Raw genomic sequence first — 13,547 nt, 5'->3', positions numbered from 1 at the left:
ACCGGACCGACGGGACCGTGCCCTCGCCGCGAGCCGCCAGGGAAGCCGGAATGCCGCGTGGGACAAGGATTTGCGCGCCAGTGGCACGTTTTGTGCGTTGCATCACCGCCGCGCGGTGCCTTTCACCGCGCCCTGACGGGCAAGCCAACCGCCCGGCAGCGTATTCACACGGACAAAACGATTGGAGACAAGATGTCCTTCCTGATAGTGATCGCCGCACTGGCGTTCCTGATGCTGGTCGCGTACCGCGGCTATAGCGTGATCCTGTTCGCCCCCGTCGCTGCGCTCGGCGCGGTTCTGCTGGTCAACCCCGAAGCCGTGGCGCCGGTCTTCTCCGGCATCTTCATGGAGAAGCTGGTCGGCTTCGTCAAGCTGTACTTTCCTGTATTCCTGCTCGGCGCCGTGTTCGGCAAGGTCATCGAGTTGTCGGGCTTTTCGGAATCCATCGTTGCCGCGGCAATCAAGTACATCGGCCGCTCACGCGCCAATGCAGTCATCGTCGCGGTGTGCGCGCTGCTGACCTACGGCGGTGTCTCGCTGTTCGTCGTGGTGTTCGCGGTCTATCCTTTCGCTGCGGAACTGTACCGGCAGAGCAATATCCCCAAGCGGCTGATGCCGGGCGCGATCGCCCTGGGCGCCTTCAGCTTCACGATGGATTCGCTGCCGGGCACGCCGCAGATCCAGAACATCATCCCCACCACCTTCTTCAAGACCACCGCCTGGGCGGCACCCATGCTGGGTACCCTCGGCGCGGCCTTCATCGTCGTGGTCGGGCTGTCCTACCTGGAATGGCGCCGGCGCGCGGCGGCCGCGCGAGGCGAGGGCTATGGCGACTCGCTGCTCAACGAACCTGAGCATGTCGACTCCACCCACCTGCCCAACCCGATGCTCGCGATCGCTCCGCTGATTCTGGTCGGCGTGGCCAACTTCGCGCTGACCAAGCTGATCCCGCAGTGGTACGGCGACAAGTACTCGGTGGATCCGTCCGTGCTGCCGGGCGTGCACGCCCCGCTGACCGTGTCGATCAAGAGCGTGGTGGCGATCTGGGCCGTCGAGGGCGCGTTGCTGCTCGGCATCCTGCTGGTCCTGGCCACCGCCTTTGGCCGCGTGCGCGAGCGCTTCGCCTCCGGTACCAAGGTGGCGATCTCCGGCGCATTGCTGGCCACGCTCAACACCGCGTCGGAGTATGGTTTCGGCGGCGTCATCGCGGCCTTGCCCGGCTTTCTTGTGGTCGGCGATGCACTCAAGAGCATCCCGAACCCGCTCGTCAATGCCGCCGTCTCGGTCTCGACCCTGGCTGGCATCACGGGATCGGCCTCGGGCGGCATGAGCATCGCGCTGGCCGCGATGTCGGACACCTTCATCAAGACCGCGCAGGAAATGCAGATTCCTCTGGATGTCCTGCATCGCGTGGTCGCGATGGCCAGCGGCGGCATGGATACGCTGCCGCACAACGGCGCGGTCATCACCTTGCTGGCCGTGACCGGGCTGACGCACCGGGAATCCTATCGCGAGATCTTCGCCGTGACGCTGATCAAGACGCTCGCCGTGTTCTTCGTGATTGTCACGTTCTATGTGACCGGCCTGGTCTGACCACGCTTCGGAGCTGATTCATCATGACTACTACCTCTTGCGCCCCGCTCGCGGGCAAGACCGCCCTCGTCACCGGCTCGACCAGCGGGATCGGCCTCGGCGTCGCCAGGGCGTTGGCCAAGGCGGGCGCCGACATCGTGCTGAACGGATTCGGCGACGCCGAGGGCGCCGTCGCACAGATCGAGGCGCTTGGCGTGCGTGCCATCCACCACGGCGCGGACATGAGCCGGCCCGGCGAGATCGAAGCGATGGTCGCTTTCGCGGCCGAACGCTTCGGTGGCGTGGACATCCTCGTCAACAATGCCGGCATCCAGTTCGTCGCGCCCATCGAGGACTTCCCCGCGGAGCGCTGGGACGCGGTGATCGCCATCAACCTGAACGCCACGTTCCACGCCATGCGCGCTGCCTTGCCGGCCATGCGCGCACGCGGCTGGGGCCGGGTGATCAATATCGCCTCCGTCCACGGGGTGGTCGCGTCTGCGGGCAAGTCCGCCTACGTGGCGGCCAAGCACGGCGTGATCGGCCTGACCAAGGTGGCCGCGCTCGAAACCGCGCGCAGCGGCATCACGGTCAACGCGATCTGTCCGGGCTGGGTGCTGACCCCGCTGGTGCAGCAGCAGATCGACGACCTTGCCCGGCGCGAAGGCCTTGCGCCGGACGAGGCCAGCGTCAGGCTGCTGGGCGAGAAGCAGCCTTCGGCGCGGTTCGTCACGCCGGAGCAGATCGGCGAACTGGCCGTGTTCCTGTGCTCCGGCGCCGCCAGCGAGATGCGCGGCGCCGAACTGAAGATTGACGGCGGCTGGACGGCGCAGTAGGCGGCCTCGAACCTGGGAGCAAGTAGAGGGCTTCTGCCTGGGTGTCGGACGCAGCCGGATCCCCATTTGCCGGCATGGGGAGCGCACTGGCAGCAGCCTCCGACACCTCCATCGCCAATGGCAGCGCACTACTTCACAGGTATCGCATAATAGTGCCAGCCGGCGTATTGTGACTAAAGACGGGCGGGAGACAACAACGTGAGCGATTCCTTTGCGAAACAGGATCTCTATGGTGCGCGGACCGGCAAGATAATGAGCGCGCGCCAGGCGGTGCAGTTGATACGGGATGGCGATACGGTTGCCACTGGCGGCTTCGTCGGTATCGGTTTCGCGGAGAACATCGCGGTCGCGATGGAAGAGTTGTTTCTGGAGAGCCAGGCAGCCGAGTCATCCGATCTGCGTTATCCGCGCAATCTGACACTGGTCTACGCGGCCGGGCAGGGCGACGGGAAGGACCGGGGGCTAAATCATCTCGGCCACATGGGTCTTGTACGACGCGTGATCGGCGGTCACTGGGGCCTGGTGCCGCGGTTGGGGGAACTGGCCGTCAACAATGCGATCGAGGCGTGGAATTTGCCGCAGGGGGTGATCTGCCACCTGTTTCGCGACATTGCTGCCGGCAAACCAGGCACATTGACGCGCGTCGGCCTCGGTACCTTCGTCGATCCACGGTGGGGCGGCGGAAAACTCAACGCCCGCACGCAGACCGACCTTGTGCGGCTGATGCCGATCGATGGCCGCGAGTACCTCTTCTATCAGGCTTTTCCGATCCACGTCGGTATCATCCGCGGCACCACTGCCGATCCGGATGGCAATATCACGATGGAGCGCGAGGCGCTGACGCTCGAAGCACAAGCCATTGCGATGGCGGCGCATAACAGCGGTGGCATTGTCATAGCGCAGGTCGAGCGCCTGGCAGAGCGCGGCACGCTCAGGCCGCGCGAGGTCAAGATTCCCGGGGTGATGGTCGATGCGGTGGTGGTGGCGGAAAAGCCGGAGTATCACATGCAGACATTTGCCGTGCCATACAGCGCGGCATTCGCGGGTGAGTTGCGTGTGCCGCTGGCGAGCATCGGCGGCATGCCCCTGAACGCGAGGAAAATCATTGCCCGGCGTGCGGCGATGGAGCTGCGTAACAACGACGTTGTGAATCTGGGCATCGGTATGCCGGAGGGCATCGCAAGCGTTGCGGCGGAGGAGAAAATCATTGATCTGCTGACGCTGACCGCGGAGCCAGGGGTGATTGGCGGCATTCCGGCCAGCGGGTTGAACTTCGGCGCTGCGACCAATCCGCAAGCCGTGATTGACCAGCCAAGCCAGTTCGATTTCTACGATGGCGGCGGACTCGACGTTGCCTTTCTCGGTCTGGCGCAGGCGGATGCGCAAGGCAACGTCAACGTCAGTCGCTTTGGCCACCGGCTGGCCGGGGCGGGCGGTTTCATCAATATCTCGCAGAACGCGCGCAAGGTCGTATTTGTCGGGACGTTTACCGCCGACAAGTTCGAGCTTGTCGTCGAAGAAGGCGGGGTGAGCGTGCGCCACGACAGGCCCGCAGTCAAATTCGTTGACGCAGTCGAGCACCGAACCTTCAGCGGCGGATTCGCACGCGAGGCCGGAACAGTGGTTCTATACATCACTGAACGATGCGTATTCGAGTTGGGCGAGTCCGGGATTGAGTTGACAGAGATCGCACCGGGGATGGATTTGCAAGGCGATATTCTTGCGCACATGACCTTCCGTCCCTCTGTTCGCACGCCACTGAAAATCATGGACGCGCGCATCTTTGCTCACGCCCCCATGGGATTGCGTGCTCAGTTGCTGGATCTGCCGATAGCGCAGCGGTTGCGCTACGACGCAGAGACCAAGTGCCTCTATATCAATCTCGCGGGAATGGAGGTCTGCAGCGTCGACGATATCGAGCGTATCCGACGCGCTGTTGACGAGCGCCTGGCGCCGATCGGCGAGAAGGTATCGGCCATCGTCAACTATGAGCATTTCAGTTTCCTGCCGGAGCTGGCCGAGGCCTACGCGGAGATGATGGCCGATTTGAGCGCACGCTATTATCGCAGCGTGACTCGCTACACCACCAGTGCCTTCGAGCGCGCTCAACTCAAGAGCGCGTTGGCGCAGCATCTGGGCGATCTCAGGCTCTTCTCGAGCGAGAATGAAGCTGGGGAACATCTGGACTAGTACAACATCCTGTAAATGGGTGGAATAGCGAGATGTCATGCGCGCGCGAATCGCGTTGTGGGCCCACGAGGGCCACTCCAATACCGCCATTGCGCGGGAATCGGACGTATCGGTACAAACGGTCTGCCTCTGGCGTAAGCGCATTGCCAAGCACGGTGCCCAAGGCATTCGCGAGGGCGAGCATAGTGGCCGTCCGCCACGCATCACGCACGAGGCGCGGCTACAGTTGATCGCGCTGGCGTGTGAAACGCAGGAACCTGAGGGACGGCTCGCGCCCGGGGCTCCCGGGGTTCCAGATTGTACGGAGTCAGACGGCCTCTCGCGCGAGATCCAGTGCGACGTCCACAATCATATCCTCCTGCCCACCGACCATCTTTCGACGACCCAGTTCGACAAGGATATCGACGGTCTTCAGGCCATAGCCCGTCACCCTTCGCGTGTCCAACCGATTCGGTGCCGCTCCTGGGTTGCCTCGTGTCGCGCATCGTCCTCGGTGTGCAGATAGGCGCTGGTGGTCGAGATGGACGCGTGCCCAAAATTATCCCGTACAAAGCGCAGGTCCATCATCAGCTCATCGGCGGCCGGCACCAGCCGTGTCTTGCTGCCCTCTGCCAAACCTGGGGCGGCAAGGGCAGTCTCGGTTGCTGCAGCGCCGCCTTGCCAACCGCCCGGATTGCAGCTGCGGGGCAGGCACAGGCATTCGCGGGGCGAGATGCACTGCACGCATTGCCAGCTCCTATTCTTTATACGCCGCCCCATCTGGCGGAGCGGATTCGCGCCGAGCAGGCCGCCATGGAGGCAAAGGGCGGGGACGCCGGTGGTGAGCGCAAGGCCATCTCCGCACTGTTCGCGGATGTGGCCGGCTCGACGGCATTGATCCAGGACCTGGATCCCGAGGAAGCCCGCAGCCTGATCGATCTGGTCGTGGCGCTGATGATGGAAGCGGTGCATCGCTATGAGCATGTGGGTATACACAGTTGCCCCCATCGTCGACGGCTCGTAAGCCTCGCAGTGTCTTCGCCGCGACATGAACTTCTTTCAGCCCCAGCCAAATCGTCTTCACGCCGGGCTCGCCATCACTCTTGCGGCCAAGGAATCCGCCAAGGTTTGCTCCATGGTCACGGGCGTCCCTCCGAGCGAGTGCCGTTTCTTCATCCCCAGTGGAGCGATCTCCAGTGTCGGTACGCCAGTGTGACGTCATAGCGATTGGCGCGGACCTTTTTGGGCGATCGCTTGGACTCGCAATGCCGCGCTGCACAAATTTAGATTATTTGTGAAAACGCAATAATTCGCTTATTTGTTGACTTGACGCCACAAAACTAAGCGTCTAGGATGCGCGCAACCGCCGCATTTGTTCGTCTACAGAACTAATGTTCGACATACGGTGAATTTGGCTACATTTAGGGGACAGTGAAGTGAATAAGATTGCTGGGTTCTTTACAGAACTGATGCGCCGGTATTTGCCGGATCCGTTTGTTTTCGCCATCGGGCTGACGCTGCTGACGATGGTTATGGCGATGCTGGTGCAGGGCCAAGCCGCGCCGGCCGTGATCGTCAGTTGGGGCAAGGGCTTCTGGAATCTGCTCGCGTTCACCACGCAGATGGCGGTGATTTTGGCCATGGGCTACGTGCTGGCCACCGCGCCACTGACCGACCGCCTGCTCGACCGGATCGTCGGCAAGGTCAACACGCCGCATGGCGCCATCATCGTTGCCACCCTGGTGGGCGGCATCGGCAGCTACCTGAACTGGGGCTTCGGTCTGGTCATCGGCGGCATCATCGCCAAGAAACTGGCCCGCCGCGTCAAGGGCGTGCACTACCCGCTGATCATCGCTTCGGCCTATAGCGGCTTCACGATGTACGGCCTCGGCCTGTCGGCCAGCATCCCGGTGCTGATCTCCACCAAGGGGCACCCGATGGAAAAGCTGATGGGCGTGATCCCCTTGTCCGAAACCATCTTTTCCATGCCGATGCTGCTAACCAGCCTGGCGGTCATCGTCACGCTGCCGCTGCTCAACGCCTGGCTGCACCCACGCGATGCCAAGGACGTGGTCGAGTTGGACACGCGCGCCGAGGATAAGGACGATGCTGCCGCTGCAGTCTCGCACAGCATCGGCGGCGACGGCACACTGGCTTGGCGCATGAACAACAGCCGGTTGCTGAGCCTCGTGATTGGCGTGTGCGGGCTCGCGTACGCCGTGCTGTACTTCACGCAGGGGGGCACACTGGACCTGAACCTGATCAACTTCCTGATCCTGTTCATCGGCGTGCTGCTGCTGGGCACGCCCGTCAAGTACGTGGCGAAGCTCAACGAGGGCATCAAGACGATCTCCGGCATCATCCTGCAATATCCGTTCTACGCCGGCATCATGGCGATCATGGCGGGCTCGGGCCTGGTCGATACCATATCGCGCGTGTTCGTCGATATAGCCACGCCGCAGACGCTGCCGTTCTGGGGCCTGGTCAGCTCGTTTGTGATCAACTTCTTCGCGCCGTCGGGCGGTGGCCACTGGGTGATCCAAGGTCCGTTCATGATCGACGCCGCCAAGGCGATTGGTAGCTCCGTGAGCCAGACCTCGATGTCGGTGATGCTTGGCAACGCCTGGAACGATCTTGTGCAGCCGTTCTGGATCCTGCCCGCGCTGGCGCTGTCCAAGCTCAGCCTGAAGGACGTGATGGGCTATACCGTCATCATGATGTTCTGGGTGGGCTTCATCTTCATTGTGTCGATGCTCTTGTGGGGCGCGCAGATCGTCTGACGACGCGTCCGCTCTTTATTTGCCACGGCCCGCTGCCGGCGGGCCATTGACCAGGCGACGCTAGATGCCTTACTTCATCGAAACTTGGGACAAGCCGAACCACCAGACGGTCCGCCAGGCGATCCGCCAAGTCCACCTCGAGTTCCTTGAGCAACACAAGCAACTGCTGCTCGCGTGCGGTGCCAAGTTGAACGACGACGGCAGCGATGCGGGCGGCGGTGTCTATATCATCGATGTCGATACGCGCGAAGCTGCCCAATCGTTCATCGACGCCGACCCCTTCACGAAAGCCAGCCTGTTCGCCGAGGTCCGCATCATGCGCTGGCGCAAGGCCTATCTCGACGGCACCTGCTGCCTCTGAACCGCAATCAACGACAGGCCTCGGTGCCACGCGCGCGGCATGGCATCATGCCGCCCCAGCCCGCTACTGGAAAACGCAAGCCATGCGATGGAAGAATCGGCCGGAAGGCTCCAACTGGGGCGACTTCGGCCACGACGACCAACTCGGTCGCCTGAACCTGCTCACCGCCGAACGGATCCGCGCCGCGGCTCGCGAAATCCGCACCGGCCAGCGCTTCTGCCTGTCATTACCGCTGGACTATCCCGGCGGCAACGGCCTCAACATCCGGCGGCATCCGCCGGTGCTGCGCCCTACGTACCGTGAAGGCATCGCGTACGTCAACTTTCCCCTCGTCAAGGTGGATCCTCGCGCGACCGACGTGCTCAGCGACGACCAAGTGTTGTTGTCGCTCCAGTATTCGACTCAGTGGGATTCGCTGGCCCATGTCGGCGCCCTGTTCGACGCCGACGGCGATGGCGTGCCGGAGCGCGTCTACTACAACGGCTACCGCCCCAACGCCGACATCCTCGGACCGGTCGACTACCGCGAGGACGACGGCTTCGCTGCTCACGCTTGCGGACATGATCACAGCCGCGCCAATGCGCTGGGCATCGAGACGCTGGCCGAGCACAGCATCCAGGGCCGTGGCGTGCTGGTTGACCTGGCCGAGTATTTTGGGCGGGAGTTCCGGACGATCGGCTACGATGACCTGATGCGCGCGATGGAGGCCCACCAGGTCGATGTCGAATCAGGCGACATCCTGGTACTGCGCACCGGCTTTGCCGAGATGGTGCTGGAAATGCAGCGCGAACCCGATCCCCATCGCTTGCACAACAGTTGCGCCGCGCTAGATGGCCGCGACGAACGGCTGCTGCAATGGATCACCGACTCCGGCATCGCCGCCATTGCGGCCGATAACTACGCCGTCGAACGATTTCCGGCGCGCGAGGCGGCCGGCGCTGCGCCGGCGTTGCCGCTGCACCACCATTGCCTGTTCAAGCTGGGATTGCCGCTTGGCGAACTCTGGTACCTGCGCGAGTTGGCGGCGTGGCTGCGCAGCCACCGCCGCACGCGCTTCTTCCTGACCGCGCCGCCACTGCGGCTGCCGGGCGCGATGGGTTCGCCCGTCACGCCCGTCGCCACCGTCTAGTCATCAGGCGCCGGTCACCCCGATATCCCCGACACCGCTAGCAAAAGGAGACCCCTATGTTGTTCATGGCCGAAATGACCGTCCGCATTCCGCACGATCTCGACCCGCAAGTCGCCGAAAAGCTGAAGGCGAACGAAAAAGCGCTGTCGCAGCAGTTGCAGCGTGAAGGCAAGTGGCGCCATCTGTGGCGTGTGGCCGGCAAGTATGCCAACGTCAGCATCTTCGACGTGCGTGACAACGACGAACTGCATACGCTGTTGATGTCGCTGCCGCTGTATCCGTACATGGAGATCAGCGTCACGGCGCTGGCCCAGCACAGCTCGGCCATTGCCCAGAACTAAGGCCGCCGTTCCGTCAATCCGGCGCGCGCCTTGTCCGCCGCGCCCTTAACCTGCTATCGTTCATGCCCTTTGCTGAATTTCCTGGCGTGCGCCTGCACTACCGCCTCGACGGGGACGACACGCTTCCCGTCCTCGTTCTGGCCAATTCGCTTGGCACCAACCTCGACATGTGGAATCCGCAGATCGAGGCCTTCGCCAAACACTTCCGCGTGCTGCGCTACGACACGCGCGGCCATGGCCAGTCGTCCGTCACGCCTGGTCCGTACACGATCCCGCAGCTCGGCGAAGATGTGATCGCATTGCTCGACGCATTGAAGATCGATCGCGCGCATTTCTGCGGCCTCTCGATGGGCGGCATCACGGGCATGTGGCTTGCGCTGAACCATGCCGGCCGATTCGACAAGGTTGTGCTGTGCAACACGGCTGCCTATATTGGCCCAGCGGAAAACTGGACGAATCGCGCAGCCGCTGTGGAACGCGACGGTGTGGGTTCGATCGCCAACGCCGTGGTCGACAAATGGCTGACGCCGGGCTACGCCGCGGGCCAGCCCGCGTTGGTGCAATTGCTGCAAGCCATGTTGTCCGCCACCGATGCCGCCGGCTACGCCGCCAACTGTCGCGCGGTGCGGGACTCGGATCTGCGCGATGCCGTGGCAGGCATCACCCGCCCGACGCTGGTGATCGCCGGCTCCGGCGACATCCCCACGCCGCCGCACGACGGCCAGTATTTGGCGCAGAAGATTCCGGGCGCACGTTATGCCGAACTGGACGCTGCGCACCTTTCGAACCTCGAGCAGGTCGAAGGGTTCACGGACGCCGTGCTGGAATTCTTGCAGAATTGAGCTGTTCTGGCTGGAATGCTAGGGAGGCATCACCCAGCGGAGGGCCGCGGAGTGAGAGCCGAACGGGGGGGAGGGCTTTCGCATCAGGGGGAAGCCCACTTCATCCACGCTATGGAGATGTACCATTCTGAATGGCCAGGCGTAGAACGAAGTAATTCTGTCACTCCGGAATCCCGCCGAAACCGCGCTGAATATAGAAGCCAGGCCGGCGAATTGACAATATTGCTTCCACTCAAAACGAAGCAAAACCGTCAATTCGCATAAGTCCGGATTAATTTTGTCAATTGGCGTCCTAGACTTCCAATCCCGCTCGTAAGGCATTGATCTTATGGAAGATTCTCTGCACATAACGGAGCCGATTGCACTCGTCCGGCCGCGTGGCTCGCACCGCCTAGAAGCCTTCAGCCCGAAGCTGAAGCGGCGGCTGACCCTCTACTGACGCTGCGCGTTCGACCAATGGGTGTTGATCGAATCCGATCCGGCAATCGGCCGCTTTTGTGAGCGTCCTGGGTTCATTCAGTTTCGCGGCAGACGCTACCTCGCCGACTACTTGGTGTCTTACGCAGATCGCCAAGAATTGGTACTCCTACCCAATCCAATGATCGATGAGGGTGCAAAGCAGAGCGCAGAGCTTAGCGCCGCATCAGGCTATGCCGGATATGGTCTGTACAACCCCATCGAAGCCGTCACCGAGGCCCAGTTCGATGGTTTGATGGGCGTGCATCTGAAAGGCCCATTCTTCCTGACTCAGACACGGCTGCCGCTGTTGAGGGAGGGCGCAGGCATCGTCAACCTCACCAGCGCGACCACTCGTGTGGCGACTGTTGGTGTTGCGCCCTATGCCATGTTTAAGGGCGGATTGGAGGTGCTGACCCGATACATGGCCAAGGAGTTCGGTGACCGTCGCGTTCGGGTTAATGCCGTATCGCCTGGAGCGATCCGAACAGAACTCGGTGGCGGGCTGAGTGTTGAGTTCGAAGCCGTACTGACTTCCCAGACAGCCCTCGGGCGCGTGGGGGAGTCGGAGGACGTCGCCCGGGTAATCGCCTCTCTGCTGACGGAGGATGGCGGCTGGATCAACGGCCAGTCGATCGAAGTCGCCGGCGGCTACATTATTTGAGGAATGTCTCCACGCTTGATCACATCTTTCTTACCGTCAGTGACATCGATCGTTCGATTGCCTTCTATGAGAGGGTGCCTCCGATCCTCGAAATCCCCAACCTCCTCGACTATGACGGCGAGGACGGCCTGGCAGGTCATCCCTACCTGAAGGGCTTCTGCACAAAGGGCCGTATATTTTTCCGGCAGAGGCAGGGTACGGCGGCGCCGTGCGCCGTGCACGTCGGCTTCGTTGCAGACTCCGAACAGATGGTCAGCTCTGCTTACGCAGAAGCATTGGCGGCCGGCGCGACTGAGATCCATCCGCCCGGACCGCAACTTCACTACGATCCTCGATACAATGCGGCGCAAGTCACGGACTTGGACGGCTACAGCCTAGAGTTCGTCTACAAAAGTTGGCAGCACGGGAGTTGATGTGATGATCCAACAGAATGAGAAACTGCGCAAAGCCGCTGACGCACTGATCGCCGCAACGAACGCTTTTGATGTCGAACGCGCGCTGTCTCTGTTCACGCCAGAGGCGGTGATCGATGATCCGTCTACCGGCGACCGTTTCGATGGCCATGCGGGCGTCCGCGACTATATCGAGCGGTATTTCATCGGCTATCACACTGTGACTCGCTTTCTGTCGATTGCGATCCGCGACGAAAATCGGGCGCGCGTGCGGGTCGATTTCACCGGCGATTTTGGGCACGAGATCGGTTTGCTGGAGATGTTCATAAATGCCGAAGGCCTTATCGCACGAGTCGACGCCGATCTCGAATGACCACGATCAAGAAGCCATTCGGATGGCGGCGATGCTAGAGTCGGTGATTCATCGCAGCAGCTGTTCGTCGCGGCCATCTAGCGCGGCGCAACTGTTGTGCAAGCGATGGGGGGGCGAGTGTTGATTTTCACCGAATTCTGACCCTTTGCCCGTGCTGCGCATCAATGGATGGTCCGCTTAATTTGTGACATAGTAGAACTAATTCCCCGTTGCGTTCGCAATATAAGCGACAACATCGTCAAGGGTAACCAGCCTGGCATAGTCGGACTCTGGAATTTCCACGCCCAGCTTCTCGTGCAAGTCAATCAGGAAATTGAGCCAGTCCATCGAGTCAAGGTCCACCTGTTTCCGCAGCGGACGATCCGGGCGAAGTTTCTCCGCTTCTACCTCGGGCGCGATCGAGCGGAGGGTGGCCAGGGCGACGGCGCGGATATCGGCATCCTTCATTGGTTCAGTTCCTCGGGGTGTTGCAGCAGTTCGCGAAGTTCGACGAGGAACAGGGCGCCGCGATGACCATCGGAGACGCGGTGATCGGCCGACAAGCTGGCGGTGACTGCCGGGACCACCTTAAGCTCGCCGTTCTCGGCCCAGGGCCGCTCTATCACGCGACCAATTCCCACCAACGCCACCTGGGGCGGGTATATGACGCCGAACACTGCTTCCGCACCCTGGTCTCCGAGGTTGGTCACGGTGATTGTCGGCATTGCCATCTCGGAGCTTCTCAACGATCCGGCCCGGCAGCGCTTCACCAGGTCGCTCAATTCCCGCATCAGCAGTGTCAGCGGCTTGGTGTCTGCGTCGAGCAGTGCCGGCGCGATCAGCCCGCCCTGGCGCAGCGAGATTGCAACGCCGACATGCACTTGCGACACGGCATGGAATACCTCGTCGCGAAAGAAGCCGTTGAGTTCGGGGTAGTTCTTCAGAGTGACAGCCACCGCTTTGATTAGCAGCGCTGCCGGTAGCAGGCGCTCGGCCATCGGACGATTCGCGTTCTCCCGCGTGAGCCAGGCCAGCGTCGCCCCCAGGGGGATCGTCTCGCCCACGTAGTAGTGGGGGATCTCTCGCTTCGAGCGCGCCATCGCCACGGCGATGGCTTTCCTGATGCCGGCGGATTTGTCGACTGGTGCTGCGGCCCTTTCTCGTACTGCCCGCTCCACATCTGCAAGTTTTACTATGCCATTGGGGTCCGTGGCGAAAACGGCGTCAATATCGATACCGAGTTCCAGCGCGGACTTGCGCGCTGCGGGGGAAACCATGTGTCGCGTCGGCGGTGCCATAGCGATGCCGGGCAGCCCGTGGGCGGCGGATGGCGCCGGCGCATCGGCGGGTCCGGTCGCAGGCCTTGCGGCCCCGGGTGTCTCACCCGGTTCGAGGAAAACCGCCATGAGCGTGCCAACGGGGATTTTCGCACCAGGCGTGACGATCAACTCGGCCACCGTACCTTCATGCCAGCACTCAACTTCGACGGCCGCCTTGCTGGTATCAACGACAGCAACCACCTGGCCCCTCTTCAGCGGATCGCCGGGCTTCACGGTCCATTCAAGGAGCGTGCCCTCGTCCATGTCGGCACCCAGCGCGGGCAGCCTGAACTCGATCATTTTGGCACGCCCGTCCTTGCGAGGGGCGGCGAGG

General features: G+C 62.3%; 13 protein-coding genes and 5 pseudogenes. 13 read left to right on the top strand and 5 right to left on the bottom strand.

Annotated elements, in window-relative coordinates; translation table 11 throughout:
* The first annotated feature begins 192 nt into the window (after positions 1–192).
* The 4 genes and pseudogenes from RR42_RS10730 to RR42_RS41100 all read left to right on the top strand — a co-directional run.
* Positions 193–1,593, top strand: coding sequence for a GntP family permease (locus RR42_RS10730; protein WP_043346470.1), 1,401 nt, complete (start codon positions 193–195; stop codon positions 1,591–1,593).
* 23 nt (positions 1,594–1,616) lie between these two features.
* Positions 1,617–2,408: a 3-hydroxybutyrate dehydrogenase gene (locus RR42_RS10725; protein ID WP_043346467.1), complete on the top strand. Its 792-nt coding sequence runs from the start codon at positions 1,617–1,619 to the stop codon at positions 2,406–2,408.
* A 252-nt stretch (positions 2,409–2,660) separates the two neighbouring features.
* Positions 2,661–4,598, top strand: a complete 1,938-nt coding sequence (locus RR42_RS10720; protein WP_052494590.1) for an acyl CoA:acetate/3-ketoacid CoA transferase — start codon at positions 2,661–2,663, stop codon at positions 4,596–4,598.
* Positions 4,599–4,635: 37 nt separating this feature from the next.
* Positions 4,636–4,839: pseudogene (locus RR42_RS41100) on the top strand (helix-turn-helix domain-containing protein); the annotation flags it as partial.
* 66 nt (positions 4,840–4,905) lie between these two features.
* Here RR42_RS41100 and RR42_RS38540 read toward each other — a convergent pair.
* Positions 4,906–5,019: pseudogene (locus RR42_RS38540) on the bottom strand (4-hydroxy-2-oxovalerate aldolase); the annotation flags it as partial.
* A gap of 5 nt (positions 5,020–5,024) precedes the next feature.
* Positions 5,025–5,162: pseudogene (locus tag RR42_RS41620) on the bottom strand (integrase); the annotation flags it as partial.
* Between RR42_RS41620 and RR42_RS41715 the strand changes: the two are divergent.
* A pseudogene (locus tag RR42_RS41715) lies at positions 5,139–5,558 on the top strand (hypothetical protein); the annotation flags it as partial. The pseudogenes RR42_RS41620 and RR42_RS41715 sit on opposite strands and share 24 nt — an antisense overlap.
* Positions 5,559–5,595: 37 nt before the next feature.
* On the opposite strand, the pseudogene RR42_RS38525 reads toward RR42_RS41715, so the two are convergent.
* Positions 5,596–5,709, bottom strand: a pseudogene (locus RR42_RS38525) (IS4 family transposase); the annotation flags it as partial.
* Positions 5,710–6,013: 304 nt separating this feature from the next.
* Between RR42_RS38525 and RR42_RS10710 the strand changes: the two are divergent.
* The 8 genes from RR42_RS10710 (at position 6,014) to RR42_RS10675 (ending at position 11,915) form a co-directional block, all read left to right on the top strand.
* Positions 6,014–7,357 (top strand): short-chain fatty acid transporter, encoded by a 1,344-nt coding sequence (locus RR42_RS10710; protein WP_043346462.1) that lies wholly within the window; start codon positions 6,014–6,016, stop codon positions 7,355–7,357.
* A 64-nt stretch (positions 7,358–7,421) separates the two neighbouring features.
* Entirely contained in the window at positions 7,422–7,718 is a 297-nt protein-coding gene (locus tag RR42_RS10705) for a YciI family protein (protein ID WP_043346459.1), read from the top strand.
* Between the two features lie 82 nt (positions 7,719–7,800).
* Positions 7,801–8,847, top strand: coding sequence for a cyclase family protein (locus tag RR42_RS10700; protein WP_043346457.1), 1,047 nt, complete (start codon positions 7,801–7,803; stop codon positions 8,845–8,847).
* A gap of 56 nt (positions 8,848–8,903) precedes the next feature.
* Positions 8,904–9,188: a muconolactone Delta-isomerase gene (catC, locus tag RR42_RS10695; protein WP_043346455.1), complete on the top strand. Its 285-nt coding sequence runs from the start codon at positions 8,904–8,906 to the stop codon at positions 9,186–9,188.
* A gap of 62 nt (positions 9,189–9,250) precedes the next feature.
* Positions 9,251–10,030: a 3-oxoadipate enol-lactonase gene (gene pcaD / locus RR42_RS10690; protein WP_043346451.1), complete on the top strand. Its 780-nt coding sequence runs from the start codon at positions 9,251–9,253 to the stop codon at positions 10,028–10,030.
* Positions 10,031–10,490: 460 nt separating this feature from the next.
* Positions 10,491–11,150, top strand: coding sequence for an SDR family NAD(P)-dependent oxidoreductase (locus RR42_RS10685; protein ID WP_236701898.1), 660 nt, complete (start codon positions 10,491–10,493; stop codon positions 11,148–11,150).
* On the top strand, positions 11,147–11,563 hold the full coding sequence (locus RR42_RS10680; protein WP_043346448.1) for a VOC family protein: 417 nt from the start codon (positions 11,147–11,149) through the stop codon (positions 11,561–11,563). Before RR42_RS10685 ends, RR42_RS10680 begins: the two co-directional genes overlap by 4 nt.
* A 4-nt stretch (positions 11,564–11,567) precedes the next feature.
* A complete protein-coding gene (locus tag RR42_RS10675) occupies positions 11,568–11,915 on the top strand; it encodes a nuclear transport factor 2 family protein (RefSeq protein WP_082054871.1) in 348 nt (115 codons plus the stop codon).
* A 198-nt stretch (positions 11,916–12,113) separates the two neighbouring features.
* On the opposite strand, the gene RR42_RS10670 is transcribed toward RR42_RS10675, so the two are convergent.
* Positions 12,114–12,362, bottom strand: coding sequence for an acyl carrier protein (locus RR42_RS10670; RefSeq protein WP_043346444.1), 249 nt, complete (start codon positions 12,360–12,362; stop codon positions 12,114–12,116).
* The gene (locus RR42_RS10665; protein WP_043346441.1) at positions 12,359–13,513 is read right to left on the bottom strand and encodes a dihydrolipoamide acetyltransferase family protein; all 1,155 of its coding nucleotides are present in this window, start codon (positions 13,511–13,513) and stop codon (positions 12,359–12,361) included. Before RR42_RS10665 ends, RR42_RS10670 begins: the two co-directional genes overlap by 4 nt.
* Positions 13,514–13,547: the final 34 nt, after the last annotated feature.

The organism is Cupriavidus basilensis (assembly GCF_000832305.1).
GTDB classification, from domain to species: domain Bacteria; phylum Pseudomonadota; class Gammaproteobacteria; order Burkholderiales; family Burkholderiaceae; genus Cupriavidus; species Cupriavidus basilensis_F.
This window is presented reverse-complemented; position numbering and strand designations above follow the sequence as displayed.